General features: G+C 49.7%; 15 protein-coding genes. 7 read left to right on the top strand and 8 right to left on the bottom strand.

Going from position 1 to position 17,489, the window contains the following annotated elements; genetic code table 11:
- Positions 1-86: 86 nt before the first annotated feature.
- The 5 genes from BLS14_RS25160 to BLS14_RS25135 form a co-directional block, all read right to left on the bottom strand.
- Positions 87-1,118 (bottom strand): acetyl-CoA carboxylase carboxyltransferase subunit alpha, encoded by a 1,032-nt coding sequence (locus BLS14_RS25160; RefSeq protein WP_063568088.1) that lies wholly within the window; start codon positions 1,116-1,118, stop codon positions 87-89.
- Positions 1,119-2,012, bottom strand: coding sequence for an acetyl-CoA carboxylase, carboxyltransferase subunit beta (gene accD, locus BLS14_RS25155; protein ID WP_063568087.1), 894 nt, complete (start codon positions 2,010-2,012; stop codon positions 1,119-1,121). It abuts the gene before it with no gap.
- Positions 2,013-2,417: 405 nt separating this feature from the next.
- A complete protein-coding gene (locus BLS14_RS25145) occupies positions 2,418-2,606 on the bottom strand; it encodes a hypothetical protein (RefSeq protein ID WP_017689496.1) in 189 nt (62 codons plus the stop codon).
- A 285-nt stretch (positions 2,607-2,891) separates the two neighbouring features.
- Positions 2,892-3,383 carry a phosphatidylglycerophosphatase A family protein gene (locus tag BLS14_RS25140; protein ID WP_024629130.1) on the bottom strand — a complete coding sequence of 164 codons (492 nt, stop codon included), beginning with the start codon at positions 3,381-3,383 and terminating at the stop codon, positions 2,892-2,894.
- Positions 3,384-3,943: 560 nt separating this feature from the next.
- The gene (locus tag BLS14_RS25135; protein ID WP_090954519.1) at positions 3,944-8,041 is read right to left on the bottom strand and encodes a DNA polymerase III subunit alpha; all 4,098 of its coding nucleotides are present in this window, start codon (positions 8,039-8,041) and stop codon (positions 3,944-3,946) included.
- 307 nt (positions 8,042-8,348) lie between these two features.
- On the opposite strand from BLS14_RS25135, the gene BLS14_RS25130 reads away from it, so the two are divergent.
- From BLS14_RS25130 to BLS14_RS25120, 3 genes are all read left to right on the top strand, one after another.
- A complete protein-coding gene (locus tag BLS14_RS25130) occupies positions 8,349-8,678 on the top strand; it encodes a YtrH family sporulation protein (protein WP_024629128.1) in 330 nt (109 codons plus the stop codon).
- 21 nt (positions 8,679-8,699) lie between these two features.
- On the top strand, positions 8,700-9,188 hold the full coding sequence (locus BLS14_RS25125; protein WP_063564310.1) for a sporulation membrane protein YtrI: 489 nt from the start codon (positions 8,700-8,702) through the stop codon (positions 9,186-9,188).
- A 98-nt stretch (positions 9,189-9,286) separates the two neighbouring features.
- On the top strand, positions 9,287-9,628 hold the full coding sequence (locus BLS14_RS25120) for a YtpI family protein (RefSeq protein ID WP_244552145.1): 342 nt from the start codon (positions 9,287-9,289) through the stop codon (positions 9,626-9,628).
- Between the two features lie 123 nt (positions 9,629-9,751).
- On the opposite strand, the gene BLS14_RS25115 is transcribed toward BLS14_RS25120, so the two are convergent.
- The 3 genes from BLS14_RS25115 to BLS14_RS25105 form a co-directional block, all read right to left on the bottom strand.
- Positions 9,752-11,086, bottom strand: a complete 1,335-nt coding sequence (locus tag BLS14_RS25115; protein WP_064639320.1) for a DRTGG domain-containing protein — start codon at positions 11,084-11,086, stop codon at positions 9,752-9,754.
- Between the two features lie 237 nt (positions 11,087-11,323).
- Positions 11,324-11,611 (bottom strand): hypothetical protein, encoded by a 288-nt coding sequence (locus tag BLS14_RS25110; protein WP_063564309.1) that lies wholly within the window; start codon positions 11,609-11,611, stop codon positions 11,324-11,326.
- Positions 11,612-11,712: 101 nt separating this feature from the next.
- The gene (locus tag BLS14_RS25105; protein ID WP_024629123.1) at positions 11,713-12,060 is read right to left on the bottom strand and encodes a YlbF/YmcA family competence regulator; all 348 of its coding nucleotides are present in this window, start codon (positions 12,058-12,060) and stop codon (positions 11,713-11,715) included.
- Positions 12,061-12,340: 280 nt separating this feature from the next.
- Here BLS14_RS25105 and BLS14_RS25100 point away from each other — a divergent pair, with 280 nt between their 5' ends.
- Genes BLS14_RS25100 through BLS14_RS25085 form a run of 4 tightly spaced genes read left to right on the top strand, consistent with a single transcriptional unit; the run spans position 12,341 to position 17,469 of the window.
- Positions 12,341-13,708 (top strand): YheC/YheD family endospore coat-associated protein, encoded by a 1,368-nt coding sequence (locus tag BLS14_RS25100; RefSeq protein WP_063564308.1) that lies wholly within the window; start codon positions 12,341-12,343, stop codon positions 13,706-13,708.
- 30 nt (positions 13,709-13,738) lie between these two features.
- Positions 13,739-14,929 carry a YheC/YheD family endospore coat-associated protein gene (locus BLS14_RS25095; protein WP_090954517.1) on the top strand — a complete coding sequence of 397 codons (1,191 nt, stop codon included), beginning with the start codon at positions 13,739-13,741 and terminating at the stop codon, positions 14,927-14,929.
- A 60-nt stretch (positions 14,930-14,989) separates the two neighbouring features.
- The gene (locus BLS14_RS25090) at positions 14,990-16,363 is read left to right on the top strand and encodes a YheC/YheD family endospore coat-associated protein (protein ID WP_090954515.1); all 1,374 of its coding nucleotides are present in this window, start codon (positions 14,990-14,992) and stop codon (positions 16,361-16,363) included.
- Positions 16,363-17,469, top strand: a complete 1,107-nt coding sequence (locus BLS14_RS25085; RefSeq protein WP_090954513.1) for a YheC/YheD family endospore coat-associated protein — start codon at positions 16,363-16,365, stop codon at positions 17,467-17,469. The genes BLS14_RS25090 and BLS14_RS25085 overlap by 1 nt, the downstream gene beginning before the upstream one ends.
- The last annotated feature ends 20 nt before the right edge of the window (positions 17,470-17,489 follow it).

Here is a 17,489-nt window from a genome sequence, read left to right as displayed (position 1 = left end):
TAAAGGTCTATCTTTTTATCTCTTTTTCTTTTTCCAACTATTAAATTTACTATACTTTTGCTCATTTGTATAGGAAATTCGTCACATCATTCAGCATTTCCCGACAAATTACCTGCTGTATCGACTTCAACAGGTACTTGAGGGGCCTCAATTTGCACCTCAGGTTCAAACGTGACTGATCCAATCTTACGGAATTTCTCATACCGATCCTGCTTCAATTGGTCACCAGTCCAGCCTTTCATCTCGTCCAGATGACGAACCAATGCCTCGCTAATTGCAGCCGCAGATTCTTCATAATCCCGATGAGCACCACCGCGTGGCTCAGGGATTATTTCTTCAATGACCTCCATCTCCAGAAGGTCTTTGGCCGTTATTTTCATCGCTTCGGCCGCCTGATCTGCCTTGGATGCATCTTTCCAAAGAATGGACGCAGCACCGTTCGGAGAGATCGCTGAGTAAATCGCATGCTCCAGCATCAACACACGATTACCCACAGCCATAGCCAGGGCCCCGCCGCTTCCGCCTTCGCCGATGACCACTATAATAACAGGCACCGAGAGCTTCGCCATTTCCAGCAGGTTACGGGCAATAGCTTCCGATTGACCTCTCTCTTCAGCAGTATTACCCGGATACGCCCCTTTAGTATCAACGAATGTAATAATTGGACGACCAAATTTGTTCGCTTGCTTCATGAGACGCAGCCCTTTTCGGAATCCTTCTGGATGTGCGCTCCCAAAAAAACGGGCGATATTATCCTTCGTATCTTTCCCCCGCTGTTGGCCGATGACCGTTACTGTTTTTCCGTTTAGCTTCGCCAGTCCGCCAACAACCGCCAGATCGTCTCCGAACATGCGATCACCGTGCAACTCAATGAAATCGGTAAATATCAATTGGATTAAATCCAGTGCCGTCGGACGCTGCTGATGCCGCGCCAGATGCATTTTCTGGGCAGCCGTTATGCCGGTATAAATCTCTTCTTCGAGTCTATGATAACGTTCTTCCAGGCGGGCAATTTCATCAGTGAAGTCGATGCCTTTTTCCTGTCCAAACTGTACGAGCTCTTCGATCTTTTTGCGCATCTCAACCAGAGGCGCTTCATATGGCAACTCACCCGCCATTTAGACCCCTCCTTTTTCACTATGCATGTCTAGAAGCTTGCCAAGGGTGGCTCGAAGTTCTTTACGATGGACCACCATGTCCAGCTGACCGTGCTGCAAATTAAATTCTGCCGTCTGGAAATCATCAGGCAGTTTCTGACGGATCGTCTGCTCAATGACGATTCTACCGGCGAAGCCAAATACAGCTCCCGGCTCGGCGATGATGATATCACCAAGGCTCGCAAAACTGGCCGAAACTCCACCTGTCGTAGGATCGGTAATGACCGAAATATACAATCCGCCCTGTTCATCCAAACGGGACAAAGCCGCACTAGTTTTCGCCATTTGCATAAGGCTAAGAATACTCTCTTGCATCCGGGCACCCCCAGATGTTGAGAAAATGATCAAAGGTAAGCGTTTCTCTGTTGCATGCTCAATCGCACGGGTAATTTTCTCCCCTACAACCGAACCCATACTACCTGTGAAGAAGTCGAAGCTCATGACAGCAACAACCACAGGCAAACCTTCTAAAGTTCCCTCACCCGTAATGACAGCTTCCTTCAGTCCTGACTTCAGGCGCTGTTGTTCCAGTTTGTTACTATATCCAGGGAATTCAAGTGGATCAACTGATACCATATCAGCGTCATACTCCACAAACCCTTGCTCATCTAAAACCATGGCGATACGTTCCATTGCGTTCAAACGCATATGGTAGCCGCAAGCCGGACATACTTTCAGGTTTTTTTCCAATTCCTTGCTATATTGAATCGTGCCGCATTTGCTGCACTTGTTCATAAGTCCTTCAGGTATTTCCCGTTTTGGACGTTCTCCAGCTTCCTGACCTTCGCCACGAAGCGCACGCTCGGAAGGTATGGTGGCGTACTTCCGTTTTTTCTGGAATATATCTTTGAACACAACTACACCTCTCCAGCCGTTGATTTGATGGCCGCAACTGCAGTCCGTTGCATGTAGCAACTTCATCCGCGCGCTGCGGTAAACCGCTTACGACCCATACGCTGCCATGGGCCTTGTCCAGCATTCACAACAAAAAAATCCGCCGGTATAAGGCAAGGATCAGCGGCTTCTGTCAGCACGATTGATGTTACCTGCAATAACCGAAAGATTGTTGCGCTGATGTTTGAATCTGTCTTGGTAGGGTCTCTGGGAGCAATCTGGTCAGTCCTTGTCCTAACAAAAAAAGAAGGAAGGACAGCAGCATACAATACATGCAAGTCGATTCCTCTTTCCGCTTACGCGGTCAGTCCCTTATGTACCATTGGTACTTCTTCATCTGCCAAGGCACGTCTGATATCGAATGAATCAGGAATGCAGAATCGAATTCAGCACTTCCTGAACCTCTTCCAATTCCCCTGAAGGGACGCGAATCTCAAATTGCTGCTTGGATAAACTGATGGGACGGGTCTGTACCAGAAAACCTTCTTCCGAAAGCTTGGTCTTAATCTTGTCCGCAACCTTTGCTGTCGGTGCAATGTAAATCACCGTCCACATGCCATGTCCGCCCCCTAAGCTAATGTTCAGAGCCCGTATATTGGACTAATGATAACATACCTCACTTTTTTTCTGCAAGGAAGGGTTCGGGACCTTTGGGGAGAAAACGAGATCTAGAGGGACATTTGTCCCGCGAGGATAACCGATATGGTTGATGCAATGTTCCTAAGACTTTCTTTATCAAAAAGGAATTCCAGGCCGCTCAGGGCAGCAACAGCCACCCTGGATGACCTTCCATTGAACAAACAAAAGATACCAAATGAATGAAAACACAAATGGAGAAAATCAGATATCCGATGGATATTTCTTGGCTTTAATATTTTTGTGAGCAATTCGGGCAGAAGCAGCGGCGGCGAGCCCGGCAACCAGGTCGTCCAGAAAAACATGTATAGCTGGTCCTGCTTCGTTTAGATCATGAATGACACCAATCTTTTCTTTATCCAGATAACCAAAACTGGTTAAACCGATCATACCATACACATGGGTAATGCCAAGAGCAAGAGTCTCGTCCACTCCATACAGGGATTCATCCGCCTCCATAATTGCCTGCAAAGGTTGCGGCAAAAGGCGTTTCTCAGCAAGCTCGTCGAGGGCTATACCTGTGTACAGCGTATATTGCACCTCACGTTTCTGCAGTACCGATTTCACACTCGTGACACAGTCATCCATAGTCAGTTCCGGGTGGTACCCTTTTTGCAGACGATATACAATTTCCGCGATTGCATCAATCTGTACACCCCGCCGGGCCAGCATGGCTTCTACGATTTCATATGACATATCTCGACCTCCCGCATCGCTCCCCCGAGGACCCCCAGGTCCTTCGGTGTTCTCAAGTGTATGCGGCAAACTTCCAAAATGTTCATAAAAAATGCGGAATGCACATTCGCTTTGATAGTCTGCTTATCCTATAAATTATGTAAAAAGATTCACATATTACATTCTTGCTTGCGTTCAATATCTCCTTCGCCTGCATACCTGATGGAATTGGTAAAATAAATACAAAAAAACCTGCTCGGCAGTTGGCCGAACAGGTTTCATCATTGGAAATACGAGGGGGCCCAAAGTCATGAGCATGGCTTGAGACACCTTTCAAGTTTTATTCGATTCGGACCTAACGAATCCAGCGCACGTTATTAGCTCCAATTTCCACAGAACTGCGGTTTAACGAATCACAGAGATGTTATTTCGTCATTCTATAAAGTCGTGCCGCAGTTTTGTACCGGAGTAACGTCACTGAAGTTCGTTAAATTTTGCATTTTACGATCATCTGCCTTTTAAGGCACGGTAGATTCGTTAGCGCTTTGAATCGAGAAAACAATCACTTGCGTGATAGGCTTTTATTTTATTTTGACCGTGCCCTCACCCAGCATCTTCTCCATCTCGGAGAACAAAGAGGGCGAAGGTTTAATCCGGTAGGCATCACTCAATGCGAGCAACTTCTGCTGCTGTTCATAGAAGAGCACCGTCGCCACCGGGCCCGAATGCTGCTGAAGCAACTGTTTCAGTCGGGCCAGAAGCTCGGGCTTCTCCGCCTGCGGGGTGATCTTCACGAACACCCGCTGCTCCGCCACTCGTGGCCCACGACTCTGCTCCGTGCCGCTAGCGGCCTCAGGGGCCCGACGAGCCACGGAAGCGACCCCATTGGCATCGGCCGCCCCAGATCCACCCCCAGCGCTGTGCGACGCTGCCGGCCCCTGGCTTCCGCTGCTGCGTGCAGCTCCAGCATTCACGCCTGCGCTGCTGCGCTGAGCTACGGCTCCCGCGCCGCTCGCCTGCCGTGGCGGAGCCGCCGGGCGCGAAGCACTGCCGCCGCCGGGCTTACCGCGCCGTTCGCGGCTGCGCAGCTGCTGTTCCAGTGCCGCCGGTGACAACGGCGCCACTTCCTCAGCCAGCAGCTTGAACCCTTCGTCCTGCTGCTGCACCTTGGCGCGTACGACGAGCAGTTCACCTTTCCCGACATGCTGCTGGCTGCGCCGCCATACTTCGGGAAAGAGAACCACTTCACAGCGTTCGATCTGGTCTTCCAGCTCCATGAACGCCATAGCCTTACCCTGTTTCGTCGTAATCGACTTCACAGACACAACCATCCCGGCTGCCACGGCCATCGTATCGTCAGCCGCTTCCGTCAGCTCCATAATGCGATCTGCGCCGCTGGATTCAAGCACATCTTCATAGTCATCTAATGGATGACCAGATAGATACAAACCTAACAGCTCACGTTCCAACTCCAATTGCTGACTCCCGGAATAAGGCGGAATTTGAGGATATTCAATCTCCCAGTTCGGCGTCTCGACAAAATCAAACAATTGAATTTGCAGATCCTCGCGTTCTTTGCGCCATTTCAAAGCCGCTTCCACAGTCTCATCCAGCATGGCAAGTAATTGGGCACGGTGCCCAGGCAATGTGTCAAAGGCTCCCGCCTGAATAAGCGATTCAATTACACGTTTGTTGCATACCCGCAAATCGACGCGACGACAAAAATCGAGCAAACTGTCGAACGGTCTTTCCTGCCGTACAATCATAATACTTTCCATCGCCTGGGTGCCTACATTTTTCACCGCAGCCAGACCGAAACGTATCGCCCCGGTTGCTGTATCTGCATCAGAATTCTGATTCGACAATCCATCTTTCTCCTGTACAGCAGACATCCCACGCTGCTCAGCGTGCGAGGACTCTTCTTCCCCAGTCCCATGCAGACGTTCTGCTGTAGAAACAGTCACTACGCCCGAATTAATCCGATCCTCGGACTGCTCTGGCACAGCCGTCGCTGCCTGCCACTCATAGGCACTACCGTCTTCGTCTGGTGAGGGACCCGGGTCATCTGGTAGAGGTGCTTCACCGTACTCCGCTTGTCCGGAATAATGATCATCAACATGTATGGCATGTTCCATCGTAGAACTTGCTGTACCGTCCTCCCCATGTTCTCCCTCTAAACGTTGGGTTTCCGCCGCTTGTCCAGCCTTTGTTCTGTTGGATGATGCAAGCACAGGTGTAAACAGAATGCCGCTCTCATTCACATCCGGTGGAAGTACTTCAATATCCATGCGACGGCATTCCACAACGTACTCCGCTACTTTGCGGTGACTGCCCATAACGGCTGTTAACATCGATGCCATAAAATGAATGGGATAATGTGCTTTCAGATAAGCCGTCTGGAAAGCAAGCACACCATACGCAGCGGCATGAGCACGCGGGAAACCGTAGTTGGCAAACTTGACGATCATGTCATAGACCAGGTCTGCCTCCGCTTCACTGTATCCTTGCTTAAGACTGCCTTGGACAAAATGTCCACGTTCGAGATCCAGTACTTCCCGTTTCTTCTTGGAAACCGCTCTACGGAGCAAATCCGCTTCGCCGAGAGAGAAGCCCGCCATCCGGGAAGCAATCTGCATAATTTGTTCCTGATATACAATGATGCCGTACGTATCCTTGAGGATGGACTCCAGATCCGCATGCGGGTAATCCACTTCGATCTGTCCATGTTTGCCCTGAATGTATTTGGATATGAACTCCATTGGGCCCGGACGATACAAGGCCAGTACGGAAATGATATCTTCAAATACACTTGGCTTCAGCTCCTTCAGGACACGACGCACTCCTGCGGATTCGAGCTGGAATATCCCCATCGTGTCGCCTCGACCAAGCATCTCATATGTGAGTGCGTCGTCATCCGGAATATGACGAAAATCCGGAATTTCGCCATTTGCCCCAATCCAGCGCAGACAGCGTTCAATAATTGAAAGGGTACGCAGACCGAGGAAGTCCATTTTGAGCAGTCCAATAGACTCCAGGTTTTCCATGGAATATTGCGTTAAGGCCGTTCCCTCACTGCCCTCCTGAAGCGGAACAGCATCCGTCAGCGGATCACGGGAGATGACAACCCCCGCCGCATGCGTGGAAGCATGACGAGGCATACCTTCCACCTTCATGGCCATATCGAGCAATTCACGTGTTTTCGGCTTGGTCTCATACAAAGCCTTTAGTTCAGGGGTGGCTTCCATTGCCCGCTGAATGTTAATACCAAGCTGTGCAGGAATCAGCTTCGCTGCCTTGTCCACCTCGCCGTAAGGCACATTCAGTGCACGTCCGACGTCCCGAACGGCTGCACGGGCAGCCATCGTACCAAAGGTAATGATCTGGGCGACATGGGCTTTGCCATATTTTTTCGCCACATATTCAATGACTTCGTCCCTACGTTCATCGCTGAAGTCGATATCAATATCCGGCATGGAGATCCGTTCCGGATTCAAAAACCGCTCGAAGAGCAGGTTATACTTCATGGGATCAACGTCTGTAATACGCAAGGTATAGGCAACCAGACTACCTGCCGAGGAGCCACGTCCCGGTCCGGTAACAATTCCCTGCTGGTGAGAATAGGCGATAAAATCCCACACGATCAGAAAATAATCCGAGAATCCCATACTGTCTATAACCCGGAGCTCATAATCCAGCCGCTGTTCAAGTTCGGCTCTGAGCTCCGAGTCCGTCCAACGTGATGATTCACTATAGCGCTCTTCCATTCCCTCTTCGCACAACTGACGCAGATAGGTAGAAGGACTTTTCCCTTCAGGAAGCGGTCTGTACTCCGGCAAAATGGATTTGCCGAATTCGAGCTGCAACTCACATGACTCCGCGATGCGAACCGTATTCGCCAAAGCCTCGGGCACATGTGGGAACAAACGCGCCATTTCTTGTTCACTCTTGAGATAGAGCTGATTGGTTCCAATGCGCAGCCGATTCTCGTCATCTACCGTTTTCCCTGTTCCGATGCAGATCAACACATCCTGAAGCTCAGCGTCCTCTTCGGACAGATAATGCGCATCATTAGTCGCCACCAATGGAATATCCAGTTCTGCTGCCAGACGAATCAGCTGAGGGTTCACTCTTTTTTGCTCAGATAGCCCATGATCCTGCAGTTCCAGATAGAAATCGGCACCAAAAATATTTTTGTAACGCAGCGCCGCACGCTTTGCCTCTTCCTCTCGTCCATGCAGCAGATGCTGGGGAACCTCGCCTCCCAGACATGCACTTAAACAGATGATACCCTCGTGATGGGCAGCCAGACTCTCCATATCAATACGTGGTTTGTAATGGAAGCCTTCCAAATGTCCGATGGAGCATAGTTTCATCAGATTTTGATAACCCGTCATATTTTTGGCTAGTAAAATCAGATGATGGATCGGCTGATCCTTGCGGCTTCCCCGCTCTTTGCGAGACCCGGCAGTCATATAAGCCTCACATCCAATGATCGGCTTAATTCCCCGCTCGACGCATGCTTTATAGAAAGGAATAGCACCATACATTACACCGTGGTCGGTCAATGCCAGCGTAGTCATTCCGAGATCCGCGGCCTTATTCACGAGATCCGGTATACGCGCAGCGCCGTCCAGCAAACTATATTCACTGTGAACGTGCAAATGCACAAAAGAACTCATGTTTTTTTTCTTCCTTTCGCCATGGACAGTCGCATCAACCTTTTTGCATCAGGTTACTGCACTGTCTTCTTCTATCCGTATTTTTCATCCTTCGGTTCAGACCGAAAGTCGTTTTCTGTATTCATGTAAAATGCTCTATTAATGAAATGAATGAAATATAAGGATTCATCCTAATGGAGCGCGTTTTATTATTCTATTTTATCATAACGTTCGGGGGCACGCCCATACAATAGAAGTACAAGCCGCTCCCCCTGTTACGGACCGAAGACAGGAGGTGTGCTGCTGGGTCTGAAAGGGGTGTTGCCGGATGAGCACATTTTTGTCCAAAGCTATTCTTGATTTCTTCATTGCGTTTGGGATCGTGCTGGGCGGCGCGATGATTGGAGGTATAGGAGCGGTGGTCTCTCTCCAGCCTCCGACACAGACGATGCTTGATGTCGCTGGGAAAATTAAAATTTGGGCGCTCGCAGCGGCCGTTGGCGGTACAATCGATCCGATGCGGGTGATCGAAAGCAACGTGCTGGACGGCAATCTGTCTCCGGCAGTCAAACAAATTTTGTACTTGATATCCGCCTTTATGGGCGCACACATGGGTACTGAACTGGTGAAATGGGTTTGCGGTGGAGGACGGGGTTAGCATGACTCCAGGACAGCGCCCATGAGAATCCCGCCTTTTTCACGTTACCGCCCGCTTATGCGCATGACTGCTGTCTTTGTTCTGGGAATGATCGCCGGTTGTGTCGTGTACAACGGTGTATTTCACCTGAGTTACAACGAGTTGTGGCTCAACAATCAGGAGTTGCAGCTTCAGCTGCATCAGAATGAGGAGGATATTAAAACGCTGAAAAAATACAGTAAACGCCAAACCGTCATCAAGGAAATCAAGGTCCGTGCAGAAGACTCTGACAAAGGTCCGGACGAGGCCTCCCTAAAAGTGATGTTGCAGAAACTGGGGGATGAACTTGAGGTGCTCCGGGGTCGCGACGTCTTCAATATCGATGAGTACAGCAAAATGACGCGGATTATGCTGAACCAAAAAGTGTATACGGTCAGAGAAAAGGAATATACCGTCCAGGTGAAAACGATGCTGGTGATGGAAGGTGTGCTGCAAGTTTGGGTACAGATTCGGATGCACGTTCCGGCTTAGGAAATGGATGACAGCCCCGGAAAAAAACTGCCCTTGCCCTCTGCCTGCATGGTACAATAAGGGCAGTAAATGCTTTCCAGAAAAGGAGCTGCGTCTTTGTGTTCATCGATGTACTCAAATATGCCCTAATCGCCATCTTTGCCCTGGCCATGGTCTGTTCAGCTCTGAACAGCATTCGTTCGCGCAGGACCACTGATCCCATCGCCATAGGTCTTTATCGCTCATGGACCAACATCTGGATGGGTAGCATGCTGATTATTCTTTCCCTCATCCTGATGTTTGTGTTTACCGGTTCTACGCTATCCGTCGTTGTGGAAGCGCTATTTCTGATTATAGGAGCGTACAATCTGTTCGCCGGATTACGTAACCGCAGTTACTATGCCCGTCTTCAGCAGCATGCAGACGGTGGAACTGGCAAGACATCCGGACAATCTGCCTGATGCACTTAGCACGATGTCATTGCTTTTTGCCAAAAAGAGAGTATCCTCATCTATCGAACAAGCCTGAACCACGTCGATTTCGGGGTACAGTTCGCTCTTTCGATAAGAGGATACTCTCTTTTTCTAGGCATGGTCAATGGATTGCAGGGTCATTACTGCTTTGCATACAACATTCCCATCACGGGAAATGACAATATCCATTTTGCAGGTCCGACGACTTGTCTCCAGAATAATGGGACGAACCAGAATCTGATCTTCAATCTGTACCGGACGAACAAAATACGTTGTTACATTATCCACGACATGGTCGTTTCCTGTAACATCCCAGGCTGCGCGCCGTCCTGCCTGTGTCATCACATTCAGCAGAACGCCTTCCGAGATGGTACCAAGGTCTGTCGCCATCTGCGGAATGATGAATCCGTGGAAAAACAATTCGTTCTGCTCTCCGCGCTCTTCCGCAAACCCGTTCCAGATCAGATGATCAAACGTCTCTCCAAGCTGTGGCTGCTTCTGTGCATCACGCATCGCCTGCAATACTTCCTTACGTGTGACGGATGCAATCAGTTTACGGTTCCGATCTACAATCGGCAGGAAGTCAATGCCTTCCCACGTCATGATCTGTGCAGCCGAAGCCAGTGAGGTTTGCAGCGAAGCTGTGATCGGGCGGCGTACGACACACTTCTCAATACTCTGATCCTCTTTTAACTCACTCACATCTTTCAGACTGACAATACCGATAACCCGGTTCCATTCATCTACTACCGGGAAGCGATGCTCTCCCGTTTCGGAAACCAGCAGATGAAAATCCGCGGCTGAACTGGTCACCTTTAGCACCTGAAGGCGGGGTTTCTGACCGATAATATCCTCTACCAACATAATCTTTTTCTTAATCAGTCGATCAAAGATCGCACGGTTAATCATTGAAGCCACTGTGAACGTATCATGTCGGGAGGAAATAATGGGCAGACCCAACTCATCAGCCATCACTCTCACTTCACGGCTTGTACCGAAGCCACCTGTAATTAATACACCAGCGCCCTGTTCGAGCGCGAGGGAATGTGCATTGTCCCGGTTACCAACAATCAACAGGCTTCCCGCGTCAATGTATCGGGCCATGGCCTGCTCTTTCATCGCACCGATCACGTACTTGTGAAGCGGTTTGGCTAGACCGTCACTTCCACCCAGCACATGACCTTCGACGATGGTTACCACATCGGCAAAAGTCAGCTGCTCGGTCATACCGCGAGGTCTTTTCTCGATCCGCACTGTTCCAATTCGTTCCTTGGTCACGACCAGGCCGAAGTTCTCTGCCTCTTTTACCGCACGATATGCTGTTCCTTCGCTTACCCCCAGCTCCCGCGCCAGTCCGCGCACCGATATTTTACTGCCTACCTTCAGTTGTTCAATATGTTGAAGCAATTGTTCGTGCTTCGTCACGTTTTCTTCCTGTCCGTCCATCTGTACCACCCCCGAAGATGCATCTGTACTATTCTGTATCTATTATAACACGACCTCAGGAAAATAACCCCATTCTACGTACCTTTCTCCTAAAGAACCTCGCTACATGGATCTGAATAATCGGAGCAGCAAATTACGGGCATAAAAAAAGACCGGTTCCTTTTATGCCAAAGGGAATCCGGCCTTACTTAGACAAATAGAACCATCTCTATTACCATGTCGTATGTGATCCAAACCTTATACAGATTTGCTCTGCTCCTGCTTGTCCACCAGTTTCATCTCCCACTGCCGCAGCTTTGCCCGTCGAACAGCTTCCAGTGCACGCTTCTTCTCTTCATCCACACCTAGAATAAAATGCAGATGTGCACCAATGATTAATAACGAGAACAGCACCCATACGATGCCAAAAATATTAACCCAGTCCATTCCACCAGCAAAGGAAATCCGCGGCAACGCAATAACCAGCATCGACAACGCGATAACCAGATAGATCACATGTTTTGCTTTCTTTAACCTTTTCACCATTCACAGCTCCTTCGTTCTTGATCGACTCTATATGTCTAGTCTATGAACGATAAGGAGCTAATATGAGAGGTTCAGGCAAAAAAACGGGACAAGGTTTAAGTTTAGGCTTCAGCGCCACCGTACAGATGACCCAGGCTGTCTGCAATAATTTTGTTCACGTCTTCGATAATGACACTCAGGCGACGTTCAGCGTCAAACAGACGACGGATATTCAGGTTCAGGCTCAATACTTCGAACAGTTTCTCCATTTTCTCCATTTCGTCCGGTGCAGGCATATCCCCACTCATCATACGTTGTTGCAATTCCATCTGTTGATCACGAAAATTATCCAGCATAGCCTTTGCTTCCGGGTCTACTTCGATCAGCTTCATCGCAGAAGTTATTTCTTCCACCTCGCTACTTTCTCTCAGTGCTTTGGCCAAATCATTGGCTTTGTCATAAATGTTCACTATAATTCCTCCTCAAATTGGGTTGTTCTTCTGTTATTCATTCGTATTCATTCGCATTCTCATCGCAACGTTCACCCGTGTTAATACACGTATTTCACTTCCGTCAAACAAAGGTTGCGGAAACATGCCATCCATTACCTACCGAGCATCAAATGCATTTAATCCAAATGGGTCAATCACCAAGGGTTATATGTCCTCATATGATGAAGCACATGCCATGTTCAGATGCCGTTCAACTTCGAGATCAGACATCAAGTTGCCGCCCGGAAGGAGATCCGTGATGTCCACTAAAAAAGTAACGATTCAGGTTACCGGCTCGGGCATCCTGCAGGACGACGTCATCATGCTCGGTGAAGGGCTGCTCAAGGCGCTTAAAATCCCTTCGGGAAGGCCGCTTCAGCTGCAATTCGGCTCTTTCCGCCGTGAAGTTACTGTCATCCCTGTTCCCAGGTATGACGGTCTGCGCATCAATCAGACGGTAGCCAGCAAGACCGGCCTTGTTTCCCGTTCGGTCCTGAGCATATCTTATCGTTCAACCAGCCGTACTTTGCGTCTTGGACCCTACATCAGTGTATTGGTCAGCCAGGATTACCCCGATCAGCCCGATCGGCCCTTTGGCTCCATCACGATGTTCTGTCAAGAACTGGTGAACGCCTGCCGGAAGAAGGGCGCCTATGTATCCTTTTTCACACCGGAGGATATTGGAGCGGTAACGGGTTATATGAAAGGCTGGGTGTATGATGACGGCTGGAAAAAGACCGTTCTGCCTATAGCAGACGTCGTCAATAACCGGCTGACGTCCCGTAAGCTTGAGAACAAACCTAGCGTACAGCATTTTATGAAAGAAGTAAAATCGCTCTACGGTACACAAACCTTCAACGAAAAGTTTCTGGACAAAAATGAAGTATTCGATGCCTTGAAGTCCATTTCAACACTGAAGAGGGTACTACCCGAATCCCATTTGCTCAAAGCTTCCGCCACACTCAAAACGATGTGCAATCGATATCCGGTTGTCTTTCTGAAGCCTGTTCGCGGGTCGCTTGGCAAAGGTATCATCCGGGTCTCTCGTCAAAGCGACGGCAGCTTCCTCACCCTCGCTACAAGCGTTGGGGGGACCCGAAAACAAACGTATGCTTCTCTGGATAAACTGTATGCCAGTCTGTCTGGGAAAATGAAAACAACGCGCTACCAGATCCAACAGGGTCTTTCCCTAATTGATAACAGCGGCAGACCCGTAGACTTCCGTGCGCTTGTGCAAAAAAACCGTACGGGCAAATGGAGTGTCACTTCCATCGTCGCACGTATTGCAGGCGGCAGTCACTATGTATCCAACCTGGCACGAGGTGGAAGTCTCAGCACCGTCAAGGAAGCTGTAGCCAAAACCCAATTATCCTCATCAGCCAAAGCTTCTGCGTATGCAGGATTGCATACGGCGGCGCTGGATATCGCCAAAGGCATTGAAGGTGCCATCCCCGCCCATTTCGGTGAACTCGGCATCGACCTTGCCTTGGACACCAGCGGAAGGGTCTGGCTGCTTGAAGTAAACTCCAAACCATCCAAGAACGATAATACGCCACTTAGCGAGAGCAAAATCCGGCCTTCGGTCAAAGCGATGCTGGAATACTCTACCTATCTGGCCGGATTCTGAAGAGTCATCCATTAGAGGAGGTGCAGCGGCATGTTCCTGCAACATCAGACAAACACACTAGCCATCCTGGTTCGGGCAACAGAAGGCTCGCCTCCTTTCGTGGATGAACTCTTCTGTCGTCGTCTCAGTTTGGAAAGCGACCGTTACGGCCTAAATATCATTGTGCTGGCCGTAGCGAATAACCCCAGCGTATCTCGGCTCACACAGGGCTATGTATTTGACAGAGGAGAATGGAACATCGTGCCTCTTCCTGCTGTGGACCTAATCATGGACCGCTGTCTGCTGCCACTTCCCAGAACATTCAAACAGCAGCTTCAGCAGCTAGTTTCCTTAGGCAACGGACACCACGGTCGTTACTGGTCTGCTTCCTTGCCTGGTAAATGGAAGGTATATCGCGCTTTGTCTACTGATATAAGACTGCGTGCTCTTCTTGCGCCTACGACACTTCTTCAGTCGGATACCCGATGGGAGAAATGGCTGGAGCGCTGGCCGAAAGGCATTTTCTTCAAACCTGTATCGGGCACCCATGGTAAAGATACGTTTCGCCTTTATCGCGAAGATCACCACACCTCCTGGATTATGGAGGGCAGAAATACTCGCAATGAATTGATTCACCGTACATTTGAGCATCGCCAGGATGTCTCTGCCTGGCTGGATTCACACAAGGCCGGTAAAAAGATGATCTTACAGCCGTACCTGGAACTGAGTCATCACGGACGACCATTCGACATTAGGGCCTTGATGCAAAAAAATGGGCAAGGACGCTGGTCTCTAACCGGATGTATGGTACGGGAAGGGCCGGCTGGCTCACTCACTTCCAATTTGCATGGAGGGGGAAAGGCGTACCCTGTGCATCCTTATCTGCTGGAACGATATGGGAGCAAGCAAACCAGCGCTCTGCTGGAGAAGATCAGGCAGGCTGCTGCCCGCATCCCTACCCTGTTGGAAAGCCAATTTGGCAGACTGGCCGAACTGGGTCTTGATTTCGGAGCAGATGTTCAGGGTCGCCTCTGGCTGATCGAAGTGAATTCGAGACCGGGACGTTCCTCATTCGCAGAGGCGGTTGACCCCCGTATGCACAGTCTGACCTACACCCAGCCGCTTGCCTATGCCCGTTATTTGCTGCAACAACATGTTCTCACGGACGTGAAGCGTCCAATGAAAATGCCGAATACATCCAGCACAGCTGGCCTGAAACCCATCCCGATTCACGGCGGTTGAGGCACGCAGCGCCCCGCTGCCATGGAGCCGAAGGATCTTTTCAGGATAGGAGGATAAATCATGAGTTTGACCTTTTGCAATCTGCATTTCACACAGCAACCGGATAAAGTGGTTTATGTATCCAACGCATTAATGAAAAGCCTAAATCTAACCGGCAAAAAAACGATTCATCTGCGGTTTGGTCGTGACAGGGTGCCCGCAACCATCAAACCGATCAAAAAGGCTGGCAAACATCTCTATCTCGCTTCTGGCATACGCAATCTGATGAACGTTCCGAAACGGGGCAGCATCTACCTCCGCAACTTGCAGAACGATGAAGTCCAGTTGGGTCCACTGATCGGCGTGCTGTCTGACGGACCTTCGTCTGGCTCCAATCCGTTTGGTTCCCGTACCGGTTTTATCAAGCAGTTGCTTCGCGAAGGCAGCCGTAAATCCTATATTTATGCGTTCACTCCAAGAGATATCAACTGGCAGAACGAAACGGTATCCGGTTTTTTCCTTAACGACAATGGAAGCTTCAGTCGCAAAACCGTACCTCTGCCAGACGTCGTGTATAATCGGTTACCCAGCCGCCGCTCTGACTTCTCACCAGCGATCAACCAACTGCGGGAGCGATTCATTCGCCGCAAAATCCCTTTCTTTAACTGGAGTTTCTTTAACAAATCAGATATCTACAATTTGCTGGAGAATGACCCGGCAGCAGGGAGATATATACCTGAGTCCATCACCAACCCGACGGTAGAGCAAATGAAAGAAATGCTGGAACGCCATCAGTTTGTCTATTACAAACCAACAGCGGGAAGTCTGGGCAACGGTATCTATCGATTGACCTACTCTCCCAAACGTGGATATTTTGCCCGATATCGCAAAAAAAGCGGCAACGCACTTCTGCGCTTCGGCTCATTTAACAGCCTGATGCGCATGCTTCAAGGCAGACATGGCAAACAACTTCGCGGTTATGTTGTTCAACAAGGCATCCGGCTTATTGAGATTGACGAATGCCCCATTGATTTTCGTTTTCACATGCACAAGAATGGCAACAATCAATGGGTCGTCGTTGGAATCGGCGCCAAAAAAGCTGGTCGCGGCAGTGTAACCACACATATCAAAAACGGCGGCTCCCTGATGACACCTGAGCAGGCACTCAAACGAAACTTTGGTGACCGCTCTGGAGAAGTGCTTCAGCATGCCAAATCTGTCGCTATTACACTGGCCCAGGCGATTGAAACCCAGCACCAGCATCTGATTGGTGAGATTGGCTTTGATCTGGGCATTGATCAGGAGGAACATGTATGGATGTTCGAAGCGAACGCCAAACCCGGCCGCTCCATTTTCCGTCACCCTTCGCTGCGGCTGGAAGGAAAATCATCGGTGGAGCACATCCTGGAACATTGCCTGTATTTGAGCAAATTCCGGAAGAAAGACGGCATTTGATGAGCTTGCAGGATGATTTTAGACCCGTTATTGCTATCCTGACCATGCATGATGATCAACGGATGTTCAGAGGAAACCATCAAAACTTCCTGGATATTGTGCAGACGGGCGAAAATATGGGATATGTGGTGTACGTCGTGACTGTAAGAGATTTAAACGTGAGCGGCCCCACCGTAAAAGGATACACTTACAACAATGGGAGTGGGAGATGGACTTCACAGTCCTTCCCCCTTCCCCATGTACTCTACAATCGGATTCCCAACCGGGAAGATGAACGCAAATCTTCAGTACAGCGAAAAATTGAAGAATGCATGCATTCTGGAATCGAACTGTATAACCCGTTTTTTTTCAATAAATGGAATCTGTTCGAATGGCTTAAGAAATCCAAATCCACCCAGCAGCTGGTCCCCCATACTCGCCGGATGCGAACAGCAACTGCTCTCGGGACGGTGCTGCGATCACATCCCTACCTATATCTGAAACCAGAGAGCGGCAAGGCCGGCAAAGGCATCATGATGCTCAAGTTCCAGGAAAAAGAACGTCTTCCTTACCGACTTAAAATACAGAGTACCCGAAAAAGCACCACGTACAAAGCAGCAACCCTTTCCAAGTTATGGGCAAGAATTCGCAAGGAGACCGGTCACACGCCCTATATCATGCAACAGGGTATTGAGCTGGCGTCATCTCACAAGCGCCCATTCGATCTCAGGGTACTCGTGCAGAAAAACGGCAAGGGACAGTGGAGCGTAACCGGTGTTGGCGCCCGTCTCGCTGGCTACCGAAGCATTACCACCCACGTTCCGCGTGGAGGTACGGTGGAGGACCCGGAGAAGCTGCTCACTGATCTGTTCGGGGAAGAAATGTCGACTTCATTGATGAAGCGGGTGAAGTCCACTTCATTGTTGATCGCGAGACAAGTGGAGCGAGGCTCAGGCCATACGCTTGGTGAAATGTCCATGGATCTGGGCATTGACGATCTGGGCGAGATCTGGTTCTTTGAAGCGAATGCAAAGCCGATGAAGTTCGATGAACCGCAGATTCGGCGGAGGTCATTGGAACGTATTTTTCAGTACAGCGCCTACCTTGCCCGTCAGTCCAAACGATGATGAACAGGAATAACAGCTAA

Source organism: Paenibacillus sp. OK060 (assembly GCF_900101205.1).
In the GTDB taxonomy this organism is placed as follows: domain Bacteria; phylum Bacillota; class Bacilli; order Paenibacillales; family Paenibacillaceae; genus Paenibacillus; species Paenibacillus marchantiae.
Note: the sequence above shows the minus strand (reverse complement) of the source record. Positions and strands in the feature narration are given on the sequence as shown.

What these genes read in the sequence shown, in the direction of transcription:
- BLS14_RS25160 (WP_063568088.1), bottom strand. Translation starts at nt 1,118, where the DNA reads ATGGCGGGTGAGTTGCCATATGAAGCGCCTCTGGTTGAGATGCGCAAA.
- BLS14_RS25145 (WP_017689496.1), bottom strand. Translation starts at nt 2,606, where the DNA reads ATGTGGACGGTGATTTACATTGCACCGACAGCAAAGGTTGCGGACAAG.
- BLS14_RS25140 (WP_024629130.1), bottom strand. Translation starts at nt 3,383, where the DNA reads ATGTCATATGAAATCGTAGAAGCCATGCTGGCCCGGCGGGGTGTACAG.
- BLS14_RS25135 (WP_090954519.1), bottom strand. Translation starts at nt 8,041, where the DNA reads ATGAGTTCTTTTGTGCATTTGCACGTTCACAGTGAATATAGTTTGCTG.
- BLS14_RS25130 (WP_024629128.1), top strand. Translation starts at nt 8,349, where the DNA reads ATGAGCACATTTTTGTCCAAAGCTATTCTTGATTTCTTCATTGCGTTT.
- BLS14_RS25125 (WP_063564310.1), top strand. Translation starts at nt 8,700, where the DNA reads ATGAGAATCCCGCCTTTTTCACGTTACCGCCCGCTTATGCGCATGACT.
- BLS14_RS25115 (WP_064639320.1), bottom strand. Translation starts at nt 11,086, where the DNA reads ATGGACGGACAGGAAGAAAACGTGACGAAGCACGAACAATTGCTTCAA.
- BLS14_RS25110 (WP_063564309.1), bottom strand. Translation starts at nt 11,611, where the DNA reads ATGGTGAAAAGGTTAAAGAAAGCAAAACATGTGATCTATCTGGTTATC.
- BLS14_RS25100 (WP_063564308.1), top strand. Translation starts at nt 12,341, where the DNA reads ATGTCCACTAAAAAAGTAACGATTCAGGTTACCGGCTCGGGCATCCTG.
- BLS14_RS25095 (WP_090954517.1), top strand. Translation starts at nt 13,739, where the DNA reads ATGTTCCTGCAACATCAGACAAACACACTAGCCATCCTGGTTCGGGCA.
- BLS14_RS25090 (WP_090954515.1), top strand. Translation starts at nt 14,990, where the DNA reads ATGAGTTTGACCTTTTGCAATCTGCATTTCACACAGCAACCGGATAAA.
- BLS14_RS25085 (WP_090954513.1), top strand. Translation starts at nt 16,363, where the DNA reads ATGAGCTTGCAGGATGATTTTAGACCCGTTATTGCTATCCTGACCATG.